Annotated in this window: 16 protein-coding genes; 3 read left to right on the top strand and 13 right to left on the bottom strand. The window is 32.9% G+C overall.

Annotation, left to right across the window (positions count from 1 at the left end):
• Positions 1-445 precede the first annotated feature (445 nt).
• From lipA to Q4548_RS13445, 9 genes are all read right to left on the bottom strand, one after another.
• Positions 446-1,369: a lipoyl synthase gene (gene lipA / locus Q4548_RS13485; RefSeq protein WP_303455880.1), complete on the bottom strand. Its 924-nt coding sequence runs from the start codon at positions 1,367-1,369 to the stop codon at positions 446-448.
• 149 nt (positions 1,370-1,518) lie between these two features.
• Complete coding sequence (locus Q4548_RS13480) at positions 1,519-2,088, bottom strand: RNA polymerase sigma factor (RefSeq protein ID WP_303455879.1); 570 nt, start codon at positions 2,086-2,088, stop codon at positions 1,519-1,521.
• Between the two features lie 212 nt (positions 2,089-2,300).
• On the bottom strand, positions 2,301-2,600 hold the full coding sequence (locus Q4548_RS13475; RefSeq protein WP_303455877.1) for a hypothetical protein: 300 nt from the start codon (positions 2,598-2,600) through the stop codon (positions 2,301-2,303).
• 105 nt (positions 2,601-2,705) lie between these two features.
• The gene (locus tag Q4548_RS13470; RefSeq protein ID WP_303455875.1) at positions 2,706-2,927 is read right to left on the bottom strand and encodes a DUF6095 family protein; all 222 of its coding nucleotides are present in this window, start codon (positions 2,925-2,927) and stop codon (positions 2,706-2,708) included.
• Positions 2,914-3,735, bottom strand: a complete 822-nt coding sequence (gene murQ, locus Q4548_RS13465) for an N-acetylmuramic acid 6-phosphate etherase (protein ID WP_303455873.1) — start codon at positions 3,733-3,735, stop codon at positions 2,914-2,916. The genes Q4548_RS13470 and murQ overlap by 14 nt, the downstream gene beginning before the upstream one ends.
• Positions 3,736-3,737: 2 nt before the next feature.
• Positions 3,738-6,026 carry a penicillin-binding protein 1C gene (pbpC, locus tag Q4548_RS13460; RefSeq protein WP_303455871.1) on the bottom strand — a complete coding sequence of 763 codons (2,289 nt, stop codon included), beginning with the start codon at positions 6,024-6,026 and terminating at the stop codon, positions 3,738-3,740.
• Between the two features lie 404 nt (positions 6,027-6,430).
• Positions 6,431-11,935 (bottom strand): alpha-2-macroglobulin, encoded by a 5,505-nt coding sequence (locus Q4548_RS13455; protein ID WP_303455870.1) that lies wholly within the window; start codon positions 11,933-11,935, stop codon positions 6,431-6,433.
• A gap of 44 nt (positions 11,936-11,979) precedes the next feature.
• Positions 11,980-12,861 (bottom strand): DUF4249 family protein, encoded by an 882-nt coding sequence (locus tag Q4548_RS13450; RefSeq protein WP_303455869.1) that lies wholly within the window; start codon positions 12,859-12,861, stop codon positions 11,980-11,982.
• 5 nt (positions 12,862-12,866) lie between these two features.
• Positions 12,867-15,245 (bottom strand): TonB-dependent receptor, encoded by a 2,379-nt coding sequence (locus Q4548_RS13445; protein ID WP_303455867.1) that lies wholly within the window; start codon positions 15,243-15,245, stop codon positions 12,867-12,869.
• 495 nt (positions 15,246-15,740) lie between these two features.
• On the opposite strand from Q4548_RS13445, the gene Q4548_RS13440 reads away from it, so the two are divergent.
• Entirely contained in the window at positions 15,741-16,760 is a 1,020-nt protein-coding gene (locus Q4548_RS13440) for a sensor histidine kinase (RefSeq protein WP_303455865.1), read from the top strand.
• 6 nt (positions 16,761-16,766) lie between these two features.
• Positions 16,767-17,441, top strand: a complete 675-nt coding sequence (locus Q4548_RS13435; RefSeq protein WP_303455863.1) for a LytTR family DNA-binding domain-containing protein — start codon at positions 16,767-16,769, stop codon at positions 17,439-17,441.
• A gap of 97 nt (positions 17,442-17,538) precedes the next feature.
• On the opposite strand, the gene lysA is transcribed toward Q4548_RS13435, so the two are convergent.
• The 3 genes from lysA to Q4548_RS13420 all read right to left on the bottom strand — a co-directional run bounded on the left by lysA (position 17,539) and on the right by Q4548_RS13420 (position 20,793).
• A complete protein-coding gene (gene lysA / locus Q4548_RS13430) occupies positions 17,539-18,747 on the bottom strand; it encodes a diaminopimelate decarboxylase (protein ID WP_303455861.1) in 1,209 nt (402 codons plus the stop codon).
• A gap of 148 nt (positions 18,748-18,895) precedes the next feature.
• Positions 18,896-20,134, bottom strand: a complete 1,239-nt coding sequence (pepT, locus tag Q4548_RS13425; RefSeq protein WP_303455859.1) for a peptidase T — start codon at positions 20,132-20,134, stop codon at positions 18,896-18,898.
• Between the two features lie 89 nt (positions 20,135-20,223).
• The gene (locus Q4548_RS13420) at positions 20,224-20,793 is read right to left on the bottom strand and encodes a hypothetical protein (RefSeq protein ID WP_303455857.1); all 570 of its coding nucleotides are present in this window, start codon (positions 20,791-20,793) and stop codon (positions 20,224-20,226) included.
• Between the two features lie 78 nt (positions 20,794-20,871).
• Between Q4548_RS13420 and Q4548_RS13415 the strand changes: the two genes are divergently transcribed.
• A complete protein-coding gene (locus tag Q4548_RS13415; RefSeq protein ID WP_303455855.1) occupies positions 20,872-21,789 on the top strand; it encodes a patatin family protein in 918 nt (305 codons plus the stop codon).
• Between the two features lie 14 nt (positions 21,790-21,803).
• Here Q4548_RS13415 and Q4548_RS13410 read toward each other — a convergent pair whose 3' ends face one another.
• Positions 21,804-22,913, bottom strand: coding sequence for a lactonase family protein (locus Q4548_RS13410; protein ID WP_303455853.1), 1,110 nt, complete (start codon positions 22,911-22,913; stop codon positions 21,804-21,806).
• Positions 22,914-22,931: the final 18 nt, after the last annotated feature.

The following is a 22,931-nucleotide window of genomic DNA, read 5'->3' as shown; positions in this document are numbered from 1 at the left end:
GTTTCTGTACTAACTAAACTAAACTATGAAATGAAAAATTATTTTCAAATTAATTATTTCAAGTACCGTGCCACGTTGGATTTATCTGTAAAAAAACAAAAACCTTCAGCGAGGGAGGCTGAAGGTTTCTGTACTAACTAAACTAAACTATGAAATGAAAAATTATTTTCAAATTAATTATTTCAAGTACCGTGCCACGTTAGATTTATCTGAAAAAAAACAAAAACCTTCAGCGAGGGAAGCTGAAGGTTTCTGTACTAACTAAACTAAACTATGAAAAAATTATTTTCAAATTAATTATTTCAAGTATCGTGCCACGTTGGATTTATCTGTGAAAAAATAAAAACCTTCAGTAGGGTTTGCCTACTGAAGGTTTTTGTACTAACTAAAACTAAACTATGAAACTTATCTCTGTAATGTGTTTTACAAGTATTATGCCACAACTTTAGTTTATATGTTTTTTTGCATGATAAGAAGACCTTACCAAAGCGGAGCTTTCTACATGTTTGAAACCAAGTGATTTGGCGAATATTTCGTATTCTTTAAATAATTCTGGCGTAATGTATTCTTTTACAGGTAAATGTTTTTTACTAGGTTGTAAGTACTGACCTAAAGTAACTACATCCACATTTACGTTTGCCAAATCTCTCAAGCTTTCAAAGACTTCATCTTTGGTTTCTCCTAAACCTAGCATAATTCCAGATTTTGTTCTGCGTTGTCCTTGTGCTTTTATATATCTTAAAACTTCTAAACTTCTATCATACTGTGCCTGGATTCTAACTTCTCTTGTCAATCTTCTTACAGTTTCTAAGTTATGAGAAATCACTTCTGGAGCGGCTTCAATCAATCGATCTATGTTTTTTGTCATTCCCTGAAAGTCAGGAATCAAAGTTTCCATAGTTGTGTTTGGGTTTGCTCTACGAATGGCAGCAATAGTTTCTGCCCAAATAATAGAACCACCGTCTTTAAGGTCGTCTCTATCTACAGAAGTAATAACAGCATGTTCTATATTCATAATTTTAATAGAACGTGCTACTTTTTCAGGTTCATCCCATTCCACAGTTTCGGGTTTTCCGGTTTTAACACCACAAAAACCACAAGATCGGGTACAAATATTTCCTAAAATCATGAATGTAGCAGTACCATCTCCCCAACATTCTCCCATGTTAGGACAACTTCCACTAGCACAAATAGTATTCAGTTTGTATTTGTCTACCAAACCACGCAATTCTGTGTATTTTTTACCCACGGGTAATTTTACACGTAACCAATCCGGCTTTTTGTTTCCTACAGGAATAGTTCCAGGATTGGTTGTAGCTTGTGCTTTATTGGGTAATACAGATTTAAATGTAGATGTTTCCGTACTCATATGCTTATTTCTTTGACCAACAAAGATACAAAAAGAGAACTGTATGAGGTACGATCTATTGGAATAATGGAATATCTAAACAATATTTGACAGGATGTTTAACGCAGTTGTATATTGTAGAAAAATGAATAAAAAGAATTGATTAATTTCTAATCTTCGTGTTTGTAATTGGTAATAATTTCTGCCAATAATTTTTTAGCTCGTAGTAATTTTACTTTTACGTTGTTGATGGGTTCGTTTAGTTCTTTGGCAATTTCAGTATAAGACAAATCTTGAAAATAACGTAGATTGATGACTTCTTGATATTTGGGCTTCAATCGTTTGATGTTCTTTTTTAGTTGTGCTAAGTTTTGTTCTATAATGATTTTGTCTTCGGGAGTTGGATTTTCATCAGACAAATTGTAAAGTTTTTTGTTTTCTTGTTCTATAGAAACTGTAACGTTTTTTTGTTTACGCAATTCATCAATCAATAAATTTTTAGCAATGGTAAATAGCCAAGTTTTAAATCCAAAAGTTTCCTTATAAGAGTTTATTTTGTCAAAAGCTTTAGAAAATGTAATGATGGTAATGTCTTCTGCATCAATACTATCGTCACTAATTTTGGATTGTAAAAAATAATAAACATCGTTCCAATACAGGTTGAGTAAGTATCTATATGCGGTCTGATCTCCTTTTTTAGCTGCTAAAATGTTGTCGGTAAGAAGTTGATCAGATTTCATTATTCCTGTAGGAATTTGTGTGGTTTTGATGAGTGTATGAAGATAACAAAAGAAATAAATTTACAGAAGGAATGAAAGGAATTAATGTTTTTATTTTGTGATTAAATTTTAGAACGGAGTTTTGTGAATACAGAAAGATTACTGTCTGTGTATGCGGTTTTGGGGAGTCTTGATTTTAAGGATCATGAATGTTGTGGAGTTTGATAAACGGGTCAATCTACTAATTTTAAGAATTCTATGGGAACATTTAAAAATTCCTGATAACACCAGCTGTTGGGGCAATCTTCGTTTAGTTTTGAATGCTCAGCAATTCTTATAGTTACCATTCCTTCTTCTAGATTTGTTCCTTCGTAAGTTTCTCCTATTTTAAAATATCGTTCAGTCAAACCTACAAATCCACCAACTGTTACGGTGCCTGAATATTCTTTTATAAATTGATATTCTTCTTGAAAACTTTCCTTAGAACAACCTATCGTAATGATACAAATAAATATGTGAAATACTTTTTTCATAACCCTTCTTTACTACTAGATGTTTGCTTGATGTTTAGGTTGCGTTTTATACGATGTTTTTTATCCATTATATTCAAACAGCGACCTTTTAAAAGTTAGTATTATCTATTCATCCCCAAACAAATGTTTCAAAAGTTGTCTAATTCCCATAGCAAATAAAATAATGGTGGTAATGGCTAGTAAAATACCAACAACCAAAACTATATAGGTATCTAATTTCTGTATAGCTTTGTAACCCATAGTAATTACAATAGGGCTAAGGATCAATAGAAATAAGGTAACCACCATTAAATTGATGCCTTTCTTTAAATATTTACTTTGTCTCATGGTTCAAATATTTGAATACGTTTCTTACACTTCCGTGTTGTAAAAGTAGCTCTTTTGCCTGTTGGTAAGGCATGTCAATTTCTTTTAAAATCATTTTGGTTCCTCTGTCTACCAATTTGTCATTGGACAATTGCATGTCTACCATTTTGTTTCCTTTTACTTTTCCTAAAAGAATCATAGTACTCGTGCTAATCATGTTCAAAACCAATTTTTGAGCAGTCCCAGCTTTCATTCTTGAGCTACCTGTTACAAATTCAGGTCCTACGGTAACCACAATAGGAAATTGAGCTACGTTGTCTAACGGACTGTTTTCATTCATGGTAATACAGCCTGTTACAATGTTGTTTTTGTTGCAGGTTTCCAGGGCAGCAATTACATAGGGAGTGGTTCCAGAAGCGGCAATTCCAATAACAACATCTTTAATGCTAATTTGGTGTTCTTGCAAATCCTTCCAACCTTGCTCCGTATGGTCTTCTGCATTTTCAACTGCTTTTCTAATGGCAGTATCTCCACCAGCAATCAAACCCAAAACCAAGTTGTGAGAAACTCCAAATGTAGGCGGGCATTCAGAAGCATCTAAAACTCCCAAACGACCACTGGTTCCAGCTCCCATATAAAACAAACGTCCTCCGTTTTTTAGTTTTTCCACAATAACAGTAACCAAGGTTTCAATTTGTGGAATTGCTTTTTCTACTGCCAGGGCTACTTTCTGATCTTCTTTGTTGATGTTTTGTAGCAAGTCTAAAGTAGACATGTTTTCCAAGTTGCTATACAACGAATCTTGCTCGGTGGTTTTGATAAAATCCATACTTATTCTATGTTGAGGGTTCTGCTAATTTGATTTCCGTTTTGGTCTACAACCGTAATTTTGTGTTTTCCTATTGTTGGTGCAATGGCAATTTCGTGAAAATGCTTTGTAGTTTTGATGTATGCATCGTCTATATACCAAAATAATTTTTCGTCATTTCTTTGATGCGTTACTTTAATAACAATTGGATTGGTTTTTTCATCAAAATCTTTGGCTAAGATAAAACTAGTATTCTCATTTGGACTCAAAAAATCCATCATAGGTGTGTTGCTGTTCAAACATTCTTTTTGAATAGGAGGTAAGGACACATAATCTGGATTGAATTTTTTGTAATACCAAGCCTGATTAGGAGGAAGAACAAAAAACGTTTTTGAGGTGATTTGATTTGACTCAACACAATTTTTATAAACTCGGTAATTGCTTTTTTTATCCAAATAAATAGTTTGATGGTAAGGACATGGCAAGGTAGAGTTTGCTACCAAAGGAATGTATTGAGTCTTGGTTGGGCAATAAGGATTGGGTTTGTGTCCGCTTATTTTGCAAACAGTTGTTTTTTGCAATCCATCCAAAGGAGTTTCAAACCACTCATTTTTAGGCAACATTTCAAAAATATCAAACATAATAGGAGCTGCATATTGTACACCCGTCATGTTGGCAATTCCTTCTCCATCGGCATTTCCAACCCAAACTCCTACAGTGTAATTTTTATTGACTCCTATACTCCATGCATCTTTGTTTCCAAAACTGGTTCCTGTTTTCCATGCTATTTTTTGAGAAGATGTATAGTGTTTCCATTCTTGACTGTCTTCAGGTCTGGTAACTTCTGTCATGGCTTTAAAACCTAAAAAAATACTTCCTGCATCAAAAATAGTAGGATTGTAAGTAGTGGTTCCTAATTTAAGATTTGTGTTTTTTAAAAAATGAGCAGTTTGGTGTTCGTTGGTGAAATAGTTGCTTTCGTTTTGATTGTAATGTGTCAGTGTGCTGGCCAAACTAGCATACATGTTGGTCAAGTCCCATAGTGTACTTTCGGCTCCTCCTAAAATTAAAGTCAAACCGTAATAATCTATGGATTTGTTGACTGTCTTTAGTTTCAACCGTTGTAAATCGTCATAAAAACGTTGCAATCCATAATCTCTTAACATTCTAACAGAGGGAACGTTTAAGGACCTTGAAATGACCTTGCTTGCAGAGACAGCTCCTGAAAAACTGTAGTCAAAATTTTGAGGATTGTATTCTTGAATTTGTGTAGGAATATCAGCAATCAATTGGTTGGGCATCAATTCTCCACGATTCAACATTGCCATGTACAAAATAGGTTTTAGCGTACTACCAGTGCTTCTTTGGGCTTGAATCATGTCCACATATTTGTGATGTTCGTCCAAAGTAGGACTGTTTCCTACATAGGCCAATATTTTTTTAGATACATTGTCTAATACTAAAATAGCTAAGTTGTGAATGTTGTTTTTTTGATATTGCTGATAGTATTTTTTTGCGGTTTCTAGGGCTTGGTCTTGCAATTCAGAATCAATACTTGTGATCCATCTTTTTCCTTTTTCTCGTTGATCTAACAAAGACAATAAATGAATGTTTTTGATGGGAATTGCTACAGGTTTTCTTGGGATGGATTCTTGAAGAGACAATTGATAAGTAATGTCATCAATAAGTCCTTTGTCTTTTAATTTGGTCAATAAAAAATTTCGTTTCTTTTTGAGTAAACTTTTATTTTTTCCAGGGAAAATAAGGCTTGGAGCATTAGGTAACACAGCCAATGTTGCACTTTCTGCCCAAGATAATTTATCTGGAGACGTTCCAAAGTATCGCCAAGAAGCCATTTCCAGACCTACCACATTTCCTCCGTAAGGAGCGTGGTGCATATATAGTTTTAAAATGTCATCTTTGCTTGTTTTCAATTCTAAGCGTGTAGCCCAAATAAGTTCGATAAATTTTTCTAGATAGGTTCTGTGTTGTTTTCTACTTAGTCTTATTACTTGTTGTGTCAACGTGCTTCCACCTCTAACGGTGTGTTTTTTTCTTAGATTTAAAAGAATGGCTTTTCCCATAGAAATAGGATTGAATCCTGGATGTTTGTAAAAATATTCATCTTCAAAATTTAACAAACAGATTTTAAATTTTTTGGGAATAAGCTCAGAAGGAGGGAACCTCCATTGTTCATCAGTAGCAATAGTAGCTCCTAAAAGCTGATGGTTGGAAGAAAAAAGTACCGTAGAATAATCTTCTTCAAAAAGTTTTGAAGGCAAACAGAACGCATACCAAAAACACAGAATCATCACGATGCTAAGGATGATTTTGTATGTTTTTATTAATTTTTTGATAGTGAATTGATACAAGATAGAGTTACTGATAAATGTATTTGTTAATACATCTCGACTCCGCTCGATGACCTGTCTTAGGGTGTTCGAGCGGAGTCGAGAACTGTTATATTGGATTATTTTTTTCTTTCAATTTTAATATACCCATAGTGAAAATTGTCTTTACATTAATGTTCATATCTTGATTAAAGATATGTCTTAATAAGCTAATTGTAAAGGATAGAGATTAAGTATATTTAGGTAATTAAAAATAAATTATACAATTTTTTAGGAGATAAAAATGGTGATAAAATTAATGTGTTTGTTATTGGTCTAGAGACTTAAAAATCTTGTTTAAGTCTCTAGATAATAATACTTTTAAATTATGGTATAACATTGATCCATTGACCTTTGGTGTGGCTTAAAAACTCATTGTCATACATGGCTTCTGCATGTACTCCAGGCAAATAATAAGATCCCAAATAGGTTGTGTTGATTTTAATTTTGAATAATTTTCTTTCGTTTTGTTTCAAATCAAAATAGTAATGCACCAAATTGTCACGAATGTCAGTGTACTCTACATTGTTTTCTTTAGAAGTATCATCCATAGCATATCGTGTATTGATGATTTCCCAACCAGATGGAATTTGATACGTTAAGGCAATGTCTTTTACATCTTTATTGTAAGTGTTTTTTAGTTCTATTTGAGCCGTAAAACTAGTTCCTTGTGGCAAGTTTTGAATCTCTATTTTTTTTCCAGTTCCATCTACATAGGTTACTTTAGAAACTAAATTTTTAGAAAGTTCTTCTTCTTTATTGATTTCAGGAATTCCTTCATGCGTAATCTTTAAGTACAATGTATTTTGACCATCATTTTCAAATTGCAACGTGTTTTCTCCTTTGTTAAGCGCAAGATCTTGCTGGTAAAAGTTGCTATTGGTTTTAATTTTTGTTTTTTTACCATTGCTTTTTAGCACCGCTTTGATGTCGTTTCCTTTTACAGATTGATAATAATTGGCAACAGCCAACAAACTTTTTGCTGTAGTTTGTGTACTTAAATATGTTTCAGAATTCAACTCCTTGCTAATATCTTGTAACAAGGCAATTGCTTTGCTTTTTTGATCTAAAGCTTGATAGGTTTGCAATGCGATGGATTTATTGATCAACGTTGAGCCATGATTTACTTGATAAACTTGTTGGTAATCCACTAGACTAGCATTGTGCATCAATTCCATAGCAGCATCTTTTTGACCAATGATAGCATAAGCCAAAGCCAATCTTAATTTGGCAATGTTAGACAATTCTCTATCCTCTCTCAAACGGTTCATGATAGACAGTTCTGGACTCTGAGCCAAAGCCAAAGTGTACAGTCTATAAGCTTGTTCTAAATAGGAATTGTACTTTGTCTTTTTCCAAGTTCTAGAAACATCTTTCTGATAAGCAATCCAATTATTTTTAAAATTATAAGGCAATAAATAACCCTGTTTTTCAGCTTCTATTAAAAAATGTCCTGCATAATTACTGACCCAATCATTGGTTTTAAAACTACCTGGCCAATAAGAAAATCCGCCAGATAACAATTGAAAATCTTTTAATTTTTGAATGGCTCCATTGATGTTTTGTGCAATGTTATTTTTTTCTGAGGGAGTGGTTTCAAACAAATGATTGATATACAATTGAGGAAAGGCAGCAGAAACGGTTTGTTCCAAACATCCATGAGGATAACGAATCAAATATTTCAATCTGTTGGTGAAATTGATTTGAGGAAAAGAGGAAACCTCCAACGTCCCTTTGTTGGAGTCGTCTACACCAAAACCATCCAATTCAATTTTTTCAGATTCATTATTTTTAACAATCAACTCTAAGGTTTTTGTTACTTTTGAAATAGGATTGAACGCATTCATTTCTATCTCATAACTTGCTTTGTGAGATTTGTTGGAGGCAGTTATGTTGATTTTTCCAAATCCAGATTTTAATACTTTCAAATCAAAATAAGTAATTTCATCTCCACTAGCATCAAAGGCAACTGTTTTGGTAGCATTTCCTTCTACAGAAAAAACCTCGTTCGATTGCACATGAACGTTTACTTTTTGATTTCCTCCAAGTGCATTGAACACGGTAACTGGAATTTTTATTTTTTCGTTTGTGCTTACTTTTCTAGGAGCACTCGCTAACAACATCAATGGTTTTTTTACCAATATAGAGGCATCAGTTTCTCCATAAGCTTCATGATCTAAATGATGTGCCACTACCATAGCTTTTACAGCACCAATGTATTTTGGTAAAGTTATTTTATGTGTGTTGCTTTTGTTGGCATCCAAACTAAAAGGCCCTTTAAAAATGACGACGGGTTTGAAACGATTGGCTTTTTGAGTTTTGGCAGCTCCTAAATCTTGATCTCCACCAATGCTAAATACTTGATTTAATTTTCCTCCAAAAGCACCAATTACATCATCATACATATCCCAAGTCTTTACACCCAACGCTTCTTTGGCATTGAAATAATTCCAAGGGTTAGGGGTTTTGAATCGGGTCAAATCTAACAAACCTTCATCTACAATTGCTACCGTATAGGTAAACGGTTTTCCGTTTTGTTCGGCTACTTTTAAAGTGAATTCCTTTTCCGGTTCTACTTCTTTAGGAGCGGTTAAAATAGGAGTTAGGTGAGTGCTAGCATCTTCTACAGAAATGTTTTTAACGCCATACATTCTAATAGGTAAATCATTTTTAGTATTGTGATGAGGTTGCAATGTAGTAATGCTAATGTACACATTGGGAGTCATGCTTTTGTCTACAGAAAATTTAAATTGAGTACTTCCTTTGCTGGTTTTAATTCGATGGTATTTCAATACTTTTGCATTGTTTTCAATGGTGATCAACGCATTTCCATTTTCAGAAGAAGGAAAATTAACTACAACCTCATCGTTTACTTGATAAGTTTCTTTGTCAGTTGTAAAAACCAACATAGCGGCTTCTTTCTGATTTCCTTTTTTTGCTTTTCCAGCCCATCCTGGCCAATCTATAAATACAGTTTCACCCGTACTATGTCCTGATTTTTGATGGGTGATTTTCACAAAATAACGTCCCCATTCTGGATATTTGATTTCAAAATTAAAATTGGTTTTTCCATTGTTCTGTGTTTTTAATATTTTGTTAAAAACGGGAGTTTTAAAGTTGGATGAACTGAATTGGGAATAGTTATTATTGTTGTTCCACCACCAACTATTTTGCATTTTATAAATGGTTACTGCTACCGTTTGATTGGCAACAGGTTTTCCGTCAACATCAACACAAACTACTTCAAAATTATGTTGTTTGTCTGTCAACAACATGTTTCTTGCCTTGTCTCCTTCTGGTCTTTTTACTCCAACATATGTATCAAAAGGAGCGTAGGTTTTACTGTATACATCGGTGCTAAAATCTCCACCATTTTCATAGACTCGGGTGGTCAAATACGCTTTTAACATTCCTGGAGCATTGTTGTTTGTGGTCGGTTTTAAGGCAAAGTTTATTTTTCCATCTGCATTCAATTTACCAGTCAATACATTGATTTGTTCTGATTCAAATTTTTTGCTTGGATCGTCAAAAACATAGCTTGGATATGTTTCAAAATGTGTGTCTTGTGGTTTTAGAGTCAAATCTGTTTCCACTTTCAATTCTTTGGCAATTGCTCCGTGCAACCATTTGGCAGCAATGTAAATTTGATTGTGATTGCTCAAAACCTCGTTTTCGGTTGTTACGTTTATTTTTAATCGGTTGGGTTTGATGGTTTCTACTTTCAAGCTTTTTAGAAAACTAGCCCCACCAATCTGGATGGTTGCATTCCATCTACCAGTAGGATCGGTATCTTGTGTTGGAATTTTAAAAGTGTAGAGGTGGTTGAGGTGTTGATTTTCTACTTTTCGGTATTTTAGCACACCGTTAGGATCTTTTACTTCTAAGGTAATAGGGTGATTTTCTGGTAATTTGTTTTTCAAATCATTCAACATAAAACCTGTAAAAATAGTATCTCCAGGTCTCCAAACTCCTCTTTCGTTGTATATAAATCCTTTGATACCTTTCAGAGGTTGTACTCCGTTGGTGTTAAAATTACTCATAGAAAGTACATTTCCATCGTTAACTTTGGTGTACGTGGTTTGTCCTTCTTTTTTAGCGGTAACAAAAAACGGAACACTTTTTAATTCCAAAAGACAAATTCCTTCTTCATTGGTAGTGGTGCTGGTTAAAAGTTGTTGTTGAAAGTTGTAAAACTGAATGTTTACATTAGCCATGGGTTCTGAACTTACCAAATTGCTCGTGGCAACAAAATAAGAATTGTCATTTCCTTTTTTAACGGTCAATCCAATGTCTGTAGCTAATATGTTTTTGCTTACTGTTTTGTTTCTGTAGTAGGAATCGGTACAAGGATCGTCTCTTTCACGCCAGTTGTAATTTCCGTAATAATTGTATTCGTTGTAGTAATTTTCATAACCGTCCCAATTGCTGTCTTCTATAGCATCATCAAAAGTTTCTTCTTCTATAGGAGTACTGTTTGTGGCAGTGTTGTTTTCGCATTTATAGGTTGCATAGCTTTTGTTAAAGTTGATTTTTATTTTATAAATGGCTCCTTTTTCTACATTGATGAGTTTGTCCAAAGCAACTCCGTAGGTTTGCCATTTGGATGTTTCGTTATTGATAGGGTGTAAGGGAATCGTCTTTTTTACCACAGGTCTTGCCACCATTTTAATATTTTGGTCTCCTTGCAAATTGTTTTGTTGTAAAAACTGCAATACGTTGGATTCAAATATTTTATAAATGGTAACGTCTACTGCCTTTAGGCTAATAGCTTCAAACTGAATGTTTAGTCCTTGTGAGTTGGGTAAAATATTTCCAGATTTAGAGAATTTCACCAAAGGTTTGGGTTCGTCAAAAGATAAAGTTCTACTTATGGTATTGTCAAATTTATAACCGTACGTATTTTTAATTCCTCTATAGATAGACACGTTGTACTCTCCTTTTAGCGTATTTGGAGGATATACTTTCACCACATTTCCTGCAATGGTGTAGGTGAGTTTGGGTTGGTTTTGAATGCTAATCAATCCTTTTAAATTTTGATTGCTAGCAAGAGGATCTGAAAAGTTGATTTCTACATACTGATCGGCATCATTTACAACTTTTACATCAATAACTTTAAAGTTGTTTTTACCAATTATGTCGATTGTTCTGGTTTCTTTTTTGTCAATGTTTAATGCAGCTCCATTGTAATTTAGGTGAATTTTAGAATCGTCTAATTCTCTGTAAATACTGTCTATTTTAAATAAGAACGTATTGGTTTCTATGTTGATTTCTTCAAACTTTATGGAGAGTTCTTTTTTGTTTTGAGTAGCGCTTAAAACCTGTTTGATTCTATCCAAAGAAGTTATATCGTTGGTTTTAACAACTCCTTCTACATATTGCCAATCTTGACTGTAAGATTGCAAGGCTTGTGTTTTTATTTCAAAGTCTTGCTTTTTGGTTTTAAAGGTAAATCCGTAGTCTTTTACGTTTTCTTTTTGATTTGGGAAAAGTTGATTCAAATGAACCGTAACGGTGTAAGTAGTATTGCTTTTTAGTTTTTCTTTTGGAGAAAAGACCAACTCTTTCTGATTGAGCAATTGTAATTCTCCATCTATTTTAGGAGAAAAAGTCAGTACTTTTTCTAAAGATGATGTATCAATTTCACTGATTTGCGCAAGCACAACGCTAATGTCTGATTTTACAGATTTTATTCCATTGGTGTGATGAAATATATAGGTACTGTAGTTAAAGCTCGCATCGTTTTTTACGGACGACTTTTTTTCAGAACAACTAGAGAAGAAAAAAAGCGTGACAATTGATAATATACTATAGACTAGTACTGACTTTTTCATTTTCATTTATTTTTTCCTAAAATAAATAAAAATGAAGTCCAAATTTACAATTCTGTGATAATTTCTTCATCTGATTTTTCTTTTACAATGTATTCAATGTAAATATATTCGTTCATAGAAAAATAACCAAAAGCTCTATTTTCTTCCTCAGTTTCATTCAGTAGATTTCCTCTGATAGTTGCAGGAGCGGTAGAAAAAGGACCGTTGCTACCACCTGCTGTTAACAATATTTTATTCAAAAAATCATTGTAACGACTGCTGATACCATAAGTACTAATTTTTAGCAAGTCTCCAGGTTCAAGTTCTTCCTCAAAATAAGTAAAATCATAGTTGTTTTCTCCTGGAACTTCACTAAACAAAGAATCATCAGCATTAGAATATTCTGGTAAAACGCTTACAATTGTTGGTGGCTCTACTTTTAGCAAAAAGAAATTGTCTACACCAATTTCATTGTCAATATTCAAATCAACTTGAATAATTCCTTCTGAATCTATATCTCTGTTCAATCCTTGTTTTATGTAATTTGGGTTTTCAATAGAAGTATAGGTGTCTTGGGCAGTATATGTTTGTCCTTCAACTTCTATTTTTAGAGTATAAGTTTCTCCTACAGTAGGTTTGTTAAAATCTGTAGCAACATAAAGTTGTTGGTTGGTGTTGTAGGCAAATGTTCCCATAGATTCATTGCTGCTATTGGTTACTGTGATGATAGCATCTGTTACTATTGGGTAATCTTGACTGTAATATGGAGTTGATTTAGTCAACTTGATGGTTTGCGTTTTGGAAGCTTCGTCATCATTTTTGTTCCAATCAATACTAGCTTCTACCACCAATCTAGGAGTAGCGTCTAAAATGTCGTCTAGAACAACTTCTTTGGTACATGAGATTGTACAAAAAGCAAAGAATATAATGTATATGTATTTTTTCATGATTGTTAGAATTTAAAGTTGAAAGTTACTGAAGGAATTATTCCGAACATGGTCAAACGTTCTGTGATGTTTCTTGTGGTTCCAGTTTCGTTATTTTCATCTTGACCAAAGCTGATAGAAGAAGCATTTTGTCTGTTGTACAAGTTGTAAACACTAAAGACCCATTCTCCTTTCCATTTTTTAGATTCGTATTTTTCAGGAACATAAGTTGCAGAAACATCTACTCTGTGATACAATGGCAATCTTTTTGAGTTTCTAGGACCGTAATTAGGAATGTTTAGACCTAAATAACCATAACTACCATCTGCATAGGTAACAGGCTGTCCTGTTTGTAGGTTGAAACTAGAGTTGAACTTCCATTTTTTAGATGCTTTGTAGTTGGCAATCACGGTTAAATCATGTGTTTTATCGTAACCTGTTGCATACCAGTTTCCGTTGTTAATTCCCACTTCATCCGCAGTTCTTCCTGTGGTTTGTTGCTCAGATCTAGACAAAGTATAACTAATCCATCCGTTAAATTTTCCTTCTTCTTTTTTAAACATTAATTCCAAACCATAAGCTCTAGCTTTACCGTTTAAGATCACAGATTCTATAGCCTCTTGTGCAACCAATTCGGCACCATCTATATAATCGATTCTGTTTTTAACGGTTTTTCCAAAAATTTCAGCAGTCAAACTATACATGTTGTTAAAATCTCTACTGTATCCAAAGGCAATTTGATCTGACAATTGAGGTTTGATGTACTCTCCACTAGGAGTCCAAATGTCTAAAGGGGTAGGAGATTGTGTGTTGGATAAAATATGAATGTATTGTGCCATTCTTTGGTAACTAGCTTTGAAAGAACTTTTGTTGTTTAGAGCGTAAGCAATGGAGAATCTAGGCTCTAAATTGTTGAATGTTTTTCTGACTTTACTTTTATCCATATCTACTTGACCAATAGGTGTTGCTTGTTCGTAAAGTTTTGTATCTTCATTATATAAGACAGGAGAACCGTTATAAACGTTGATTTCAGATTCACCCAATCTTAGAAAGTTACTCCAACGGACACCGTATCTTAAGTCTATGTTTTCGTTTAGCTGATGCTCTACATCTACATAAATAGCGTTTTCTATAGCATATTTTTTAGCTATTTGGTTGGTTTCAATTCCAGTTCCAGGTTCACTAGGTTGTATTTTTCCAGGATTGAAAACGTAATTGATGGCTTGAACTCCATAGTTGATGGCAATGTCATCATTAAAATATTGTTTTAAATCGTACTTAAGATTGTAGTTCTCCAATCCAGAATCCCATTGAAAACCAGCAACACTAATTTCCAATCCGTAATAATAGTTGCTATAAATAAGAGATAGGTTGGAAAATAATTGACTGTTAAAAATGTGATTCCAACGTAGATTGGCTACAGCATTTCCATATTCGTTTACAAAAGTAGTTCCCAAAGAAAAAATATCACGACCAAAATATCCTGACAAATACAATTTGTTTTTAGAATCTACTTCCCAGTTTACTTTGGTGTTTAAATCGTAAAAATAAGCTTTACTTTTGTTGTCTGGTTGAACAATAGGTAAGAACAAATCTGCATAAGATCTACGTCCACTAACAAAGAAAGAAGCTTTTTTCTTTTGAATAGGTCCCTCTAAAGTCAATCGAGAAGACAACAGTCCAATTCCTCCATTTCCGTGAAATTCATATTTGTTTCCGTCTTTTTGATGGATGTCTAACACCGAAGAAATTCTACCTCCAAACTTAGAAGGAATTCCACCTTTGTATAGCTTTAAATCTTTGATAGCATCTGCATTGATTACAGAAAAGAAACCAAATAGGTGAGAGGAATTGAATAGCGTAGCTTCATCTAGCAAAACCAAGTTCTGATCGGCAGCTCCTCCACGAACGTTGAATCCAGATTGTCCTTCTCCTGCATTGGTAACTCCAGGTAAGGTTACAATAGATTTTAAAACATCTACTTCTCCTAATACTGCTGGAATTTCTTTAATAGTTTGCACTTTCATTTTGTTGACACTCATTTCTGCCTTTTTTATACTGATTTTTTCAGTATATGCAGAAATAACAACTTCTTCCAAGCTTTCTGTACTTTCTTGCAAATCTATATTCAATTCTTTGTTTTCGGTCAACTGAACTTTCGTTTTGTAAAGATCGTATCCCATGTAAGAAATTTCAATAGTGTGTACTCCTTTTGTTAATGTAAACGAATAAAAACCGTATTCGTTGGTAACAGTTCCTTGACTGGAGTTTTTTTCAATGATGCTCACTCCAATCAGAGTTTCTCCAGAGTTGGCATCTTTAACAGTTCCTGTAATGGTAAACTTTTCTTGGGAAAAACTTCCAAGAGTAGTCAGAAGAAAAATAATTAGATAAATTTTTTTCATGTTGTTTTTTGTTACTTGTTTTGATATAATTTGATGGTATTTATAGATATTTAAATTGAGGCAACGTTTAGATTGTGATTACAAAGTTACAAATGAGTGTTCTGATAGAAGTATTTTTGTTATAATTTAGGACGTATGAATTTTCATTTTAAATAAAGACGTGTGATTTCTATTTTTGTTGCGTTGATTTTTGATAGGGTAAAAGTACTAGATAAAGAATGGTCAGGTCATTGATTTTTGGTAAGAAATTCATCTAATTTTTTGAGCTGTTTTTAATAGAATTATTTAATGTTTCGTAACAAATAAGATGTGATTTATATAGAAGCTATTATATTCAAATTATGTAATAAGCATCTGTTTTCTGGAGCAAAATAAAAGTAAAGTAAAGAATAAAAAAGTTGTTTTTTGACAAGTGTCGAATATCTGTTGATGAACGTTTATAAAAATATTTGTCCAAAAAAATATATGTTTCTTTGTGTTATAATTTTAAAATGAATGGAAAATAAAGCGATTACTATTCTTGGGCACACCTTATTCTGGCTTTTTAATTATTGGCTTGTTGCTATAGGTTCTGATTTTAATTGGAACGGTTTTACTGTTGCTGATGGCAGTTTAACTTATGCCTATATATATGGTCTTTTTTTCAATGCTTTCATGTTTTACATTCAAGTATTTTGGTTGTATCCTAAGTTTTATAAACCTAAAAAGAAACGCGTATTTTATGTGTTAACCATTACAAGTATAATTGGTATCAGTTTTTTAGAGTCTTATGTAGATACGATTGCTTATAAATATTTTTCCATTGACAAACCTTTTTCGTGTGGCTTAATCAGTAGTTTCTTAGTTCATATAACGTACACCACAGCAGGTTTTTATTATGCTCTTAAAATTGCATTTAAAAAATCTGAAATATTAAAACGAAAATTGATTGAAGAAACGTACAAAACGGAATTAAAATATTTAAAAGCACAACTAAACCCTCATTTTTTGTTTAACGGTATTAATAATGTATATCATTTAATTGGCAAAGATGATGATTTGGCAAAAGAGACTTTACATCAATTTTCAGATTTGCTACGTTATCAATTATACGAAAGTAATGCGCATACATTCTTGGAAAAGGAATTGGATTATATATCAAAGTATATTAAAATTGAAGAAACAAGAAGAGGAGCTGACATTCAATTAGATTATGAAATAAAATTAGAAAACCCAAAATTAAAAATAGCTCCATTGCTATTGATCCCTTTTGTAGAAAATGCTTTTAAGCATTGTAGTAATCATATGGATAGTGCAGATAATAAAATTTGTATTATACTTAAAGAAGTAGAAAAAGTAGTAACTCTAAACATTATTAATGATTTTGATAGCGACGATACTAGCATTAAAGCAGGAGGGATAGGGTTGAAAAATGTGAAAAAAAGACTATCCATATTGTACAAAGATTTATACCAACTGGAGATTCAAAAAAAAGAAAATAAGCATATCATAAACCTTTCTATAAATTTACAATAACCTGTGATGAAAAAGTTAAATTGTTTAATTGTTGATGACGAACCTATTGCCAGACAAGGTATTGCAGATTATTGTGCTAAAGTCTCTTTTTTAGAAGTGATAGCAACCTGTAAAAACGCTTTACAAGCAAATCAATATTTAAAGACTCATCAAATTGATTTGATCTTTTTAGATATCAATATGCCTCTAAAATCGGGTATAGATTGGTTAAAAGAATTAAAAAACTCACCTTCTGTGATTATGACAACAGCTTATGAAGAATATGCTTTGGAAAGCTTTACTTATAACGTTTTAGATTATTTAGTGAAACCAATTTCATTTCAACGTTTTCAGAAAGCAGTGAATAAAGTAAACGGCTATTTTTTAGATGAAGAAGAGAAAAAAGTAGTATTCTTAAAAAGTGAAAAACAACTAAATAAAATAAATGTGAATGATATTTTATTTGTGGAAGCTATGCAAAATTATGTAAAAGTAGTTACCGTTCATAAACCAATAATTGCACATATGTCATTAAAAAGTTTCATAGAACTATTACCTGAAAATGATTTTATTCAAACACATAAATCATATGTTGTTTCAAAATATAAAGTAGATAAAATTATCGAAAATCAAATTATAATTAACGATTACGTGATTCCGATAAGTGTTAGACTGAAAAGTAAAATCATGAAAATATTTTAAGAATAGGTTAAACTTAAAAAAAAATGATTTTTCACCTTATTCTGATTTAAATAAAAAAAACGCTAACGATGAGGTTAGCGTTTTTTGTTTTATAGAATTATGATAAATCAATTTCAATTTGATTTTTTAAAATATCTTCAAAGGTTTCTCGCTGTCTAATCAAATAGTCTTTTCCTTTCACAACCAAAACTTCTGCGGGTCTAAAACGTGAGTTGTAGTTGGATGCCATAGAGAAACAGTATGCTCCAGCATTGTCCATACAAATAATATCTCCTTCATTTACTTCTCCCAAGGTTCTGCTACTTGCAAACGTATCTGTTTCACAAATATATCCTACTACATTGTATTCTTTTTCTATTCCGTTTGGATTAGAAATATTAGTTACTCTGTGGTATGCATCGTACATCATAGGTCTCATTAAGTGATTCAATCCACTATCAACTCCTACAAAGTTGATGTTAGGTGTTTGTTTGATCACGTTTACTTTGGCTAAGAATTTTCCAGATTCACTCACTAAGAATTTTCCAGGTTCAAAAATCAATTTCAATTCTTTACCATATTTTTTGCAGAAAGCATTGAAACTAGCACCCAAAATAGGTCCTAATTCTTCTAAATTGGTTTCGTGATCATTGTCTTTGTAAGGAACTTTAAATCCACTACCCAAATCTACAAACTCAATAGTGTCAAAATGTTCTGCAATTCCTAACAATACTTCCATTGCTTCTACAAAAGCATCAGGATTGTAAATGTCAGAACCTGTATGCATGTGTACTCCATTTACAGGAGTTCCATTTGCTTTTATAATGGTTTTTATTTCTTCTATTTGTGTGTGAGAAATTCCAAATTTAGAATCTACGTGTCCAACAGAAATTTTAGCGTTTCCACCCGCCATAATATGTGGGTTGATACGTAAAGAAACGGGAGCATTTGGAAATGTTTTTCCAAATTTATCTAAACTAGACAAGTTGTCTAAAGTGATTTTTACACCTAGCTTGTGTGCTTCCGTAATTTCTTCAAAAGACACACCGTTAGGAGTGTAAGAAATATCAGCAACTTTGAATCCTGCGGCTAAACATAATTTAATTTCTTGTACAGACACACAATCTCCACCAGAACCTAAGTTCTTCAAAAATTTAAGAACATTGATATTGGTGTTAGACTTTACAGCATAATTCAATTTTACGTTTTTAACGGATGAAAATGCATTCATCATACGTGTGTATTGACGTTCTATTACATCAGCATTGTATACATACAACGGTGCTCCGTATTTTTCGGTTAACGAAATTAAAAATTGATTGTCCATTATTTTTTATTTTTAAATCTACTTTTATTAATATTCAAAGTCATCTTAATGACCATTGTCTGGTAACTACATCTCGACTCTGCTCGATAACCTACGGTGTTCGAGCGGAGTCGAGAACTTCTTGTCTTAAATGAATTTACAGATTCGTTTAAACTTGTTTATACTTATTAGCTGTAATTTCAGCAATGTTTACAATTACTTTTGTTGCTCGTTTCATAGATTCCAAAGGAACGTATTCATATTTACCGTGGAAGTTGTGTCCCCCTGCAAAAATATTTGGACAAGGCAATCCCATATATGACAATTGAGAACCATCGGTACCACCACGAATGGCTTTGATCAGAGGTTTTATGTTTTCTTTTTTCATAGCTTCTGCAGCAATGTCTACAATGTGCATAACAGGAGCTATTTTTTCTTTCATATTAAAATACTGATCTTTGATTTCAATAGAAAAAACAGTTTCCTTATAATTTTGGTTGAGTGAAGAGACTAAAGACTCCATACATTTTTTTCGATCTTCAAATTTTTCTAAATCATGATCTCTTACAATGTATTCAAGCGTTGTTTTTTCTACATCTCCATGAATGTCATGCAAATGGTAGAATCCTTGATAGTCTGTTGTTTTTTCAGGGATTTCATCTGCAGGCAATCCTTTTATAAAATCTTGAGCCAATAAAATAGCATTCACCATTTTATTTTTAGCATATCCAGGATGTACGTTTTTTCCCTGAACGGTAACTACTGCACTGGCAGCGTTAAAATTTTCATATTCCAATTCTCCTATCTGACTTCCGTCCAACGTATAAGCCCATTCCGCACCAAAAGCAGCCACATCAAATTTATGAGCTCCTTTACCTACTTCCTCATCGGGTGTAAAACAGATACGAATTTCTCCGTGTTCTATTTCCGGATGCTGGATCAAATATTCCATAGCGGTTACAATCTCTGTTACACCAGCTTTGTCATCGGCACCTAATAACGTAGTCCCGTCTGTGGTAATAATGGTTTGCCCTTTGTATTGTTGAATGTCATCAAAATAAGTTGCATCCAAAAGAATGTTTAACTCTTTGTTTAGTACAATATCACCACCATTGTAATTGTAATGAATTTGTGGGTTGACATTTTTTCCGCTAAAATCAGGACTGGTATCTATATGGGCTACAAATCCAATGGTAGGAACTTTGTGCATTACATTGCTTGGTAAGGTGGCGGTTAGGTAACAGTTGTTGTCTAACATCACATCACTTAGTCCTATTTCTTGTAATTCTTGTTCTAATAAACGTGCTAGTACCCATTGCTTTTCTGTACTCGGAAAAGCAGGATTGTTTGGATCTGATTGAGTATCTACAGTTATGTAGCTGATAAATCTATCTAAAATGTTTTGCATGGTATTTTTACATTTTGAAGCAAAAATAATCAAGTGTTTCCAACGAAACAGTATCAATAGAGAAAATAAACCGATTTATTAGCTATTGTTTAAGGAATCAAGTTTAATGAATTGAAAATAGATATACTTTCACATAGATTGTTGCTTAAGTTTTGATTGCCATGAATGTTAGAACTAAGTAGAAAGTAATGATCTTGAGCGGCTACATAGCATTGAATTTGGTACAATACCGCAGTGTCTGTTTTTTGAAAACTGAAGACGCTGTAGGCGGGTTGCTCTTGAAACTCAATAAATCCTTCTTTGATAACATAAGATCTTGGAAGCGATTTTATTTGTGAAATTATGTTTTTTTGAAAAGTAGAATCCAAAACAATTCTACCATCAAAACGAGTGACATCTATAAGAAAGGATGCGCTATAATTTTTAGTGGTGTCTGCAGCGTATATTCTAGATTGCTGTTGATCTACAAACAATTCTCTTTTCCAATCTTTACCAATGGATATTTCGTAATAATTTTTAGCATCTCGAATGATTTTATCGTGCTGAAACACTACATTACCATCACATTCAACAATATCTTTAAGTGTCAATTTTTGTTGACAAGCCACAAGTACGATTGTGATTGCTAACAGTAAGGCACATCGAATTCCTTTTTTCATTTTATAGCGTTTAAATATGTATATTTAATCTGAAAACGAAAATAAGTTTAATATTTCAATCATACCTATTTATTTTTTATGCGAGCATTGGTCATTTCAGGAGGAGGAAGCAAAGGAGCTTTTGCAGGAGGTGTAGCAGAGTTTTTAATGACTCAAAAAAGCAAAGAGTACGATATGCTTTTGGGAACTTCAACAGGTAGTTTGATGATTTCTCATTTGGCTTTGGGTAGAATTAAGCGTTTAAAAGATTTGTATACTTCTGTAGATCAGAATACTATTTTTAGCAATTGCCCATTTGTGGTAAAAGGTAAGAGAGGTGCCAAAACAGTTTCTATAAATCACTTAAAGGTCTTGTGGAATTTGATTAGAAAACGAAAAACATTTGGAGAAAGTAAAAACTTAAGAAAATTACTCTACACAACAATTGACGATGAGTTTTTTGCAGAATTACAAGCAACGGAAAAAGAATTGGTAGTGGCCGTTTCTAACTTGACATTAGGAAAAATTGAATACAAATCCATCAAAGAATGTGATAGAAAACAATATTGTGATTGGATTTGGGCATCTTGCAATTATGTGCCATTTATGAGTTTGTATGAAAAAGATAGTTTTCAGTATGCAGATGGAGGCTTTGGAGCTTTGGTACCCATCAAAGAAGCTATAAACAGAGGAGCTTCAGAAGTGGATGTTATTATTTTAGATACCGAGGTAAGAATGATTGCTAACATTGCTGCTAAAAACCCTTTTTCATTGATTTCGGATGTGATAGATTTTACTTTAGAACAGGTTTCTAAACACAATGTGACTATTGGTAAACTTGCAGCTCAATACAAAAATGTACAATTAAATTTGTACTATACGCCCACAATTCTTACCTCTAATTCTTTAGTTTTTGACAAAGAATTGATGACAGAGTGGTGGCAACAAGGGTATCACTATGCAAAAGAAAAGCACGAAACTACGGAAATGAGTACCTTAAAATTTGCAGATAAATAAAATTTAGAACTTACTTAAAACAATAGACACACGGGTCTTGGAGTTTTTATTTGTTCTATATATGTTAGTTTTCCTGTTTTTGTATTTCGTTGAAAAGAAACCAAATTGTTAGTATCTCTATTGGCAACAATTAAAAAACGATTGTCTGGACTTAGAGTAAAGTTTCTAGGATGCTCTCCGTGCACACCAACTTGTTCTACAAATTCTAAAGTTCCATCTTCTTTAATATGAAATACGGTAATGCTCTCATGACCGCGATTGGTCATGTATAAAAATTGTGCATCTTGGCTAATTAGTATATGAGCAGCTGTATTTTGCCCCTTAAAATTGGCTGGAAGTGTAGGGATTGTTTCTACAATTTGATAGGTGTTATTCTTGGTGTTTTTTTGAATTACGGTTACTGTTGCACTCAACTCATTTACCACATATAGAATTGCTTTTTTAGGATGAAAAGCTAAGTGCCTAGGACCGCTATTGGCAGGCATTTCTAGTTCGCTAAAAACATTAGGAACTAAGTGATTGTTTTTTATGTGAGAAAATAAAAGTTTGTTTGCTCCCAAATCAATTGCAATAATATTGTCTGAACTTGGTTCAAAATAACAAGAATGTGCAAAAGGTTTTTTTTGTCTTTTGTGTTTGCTAGGTGTAGATATTTGGTGTTTTTGACGATCTAAAAGTGAACTTAAATTTCCAGAATCATCAATTTTAAATAAGTTGATACTTCCTGAACTGTAGTTGGCAGATAGCACAAATCCATTTTGAGTATTTACATAGCAAGGACCAGCATCTGTAGTAGTACTACTAATTTCAGTAATGTTTTTTGAGTCTATTTTGTAACTTTTTAATGCTCCTTGACTCGTTGAATTGGTAGCAATTAAATATTTTTGATTTTCAGTTTTTGTTAAAAAAGTCGGACTGTCCGTTTTAGCAATGAGTGTAACCTCTCCAAATTTTCCATCAGAATCTATGGAAGATTGATAAATACCTTCGCTCGTAGGGGCTTCTTTACTAGGCATCGTCCCAATATAAAAACTAGAAATTTCTTTATGCTTGTTAAAATTGGTCGTTTTGCAAGACATTAATAATAAAGTTAAGCAACTTATCAAGATAAATTCTTTTTTCATTCTATGTTATTTGTGTGT

It is taken from the genome of Wenyingzhuangia sp. 2_MG-2023 (assembly GCF_030548295.1).
Taxonomy (GTDB): domain Bacteria; phylum Bacteroidota; class Bacteroidia; order Flavobacteriales; family Flavobacteriaceae; genus Wenyingzhuangia.
The sequence above is the reverse complement of the archived record's forward strand: the minus strand, read 5'-3'. Positions and strand labels throughout refer to the sequence as shown.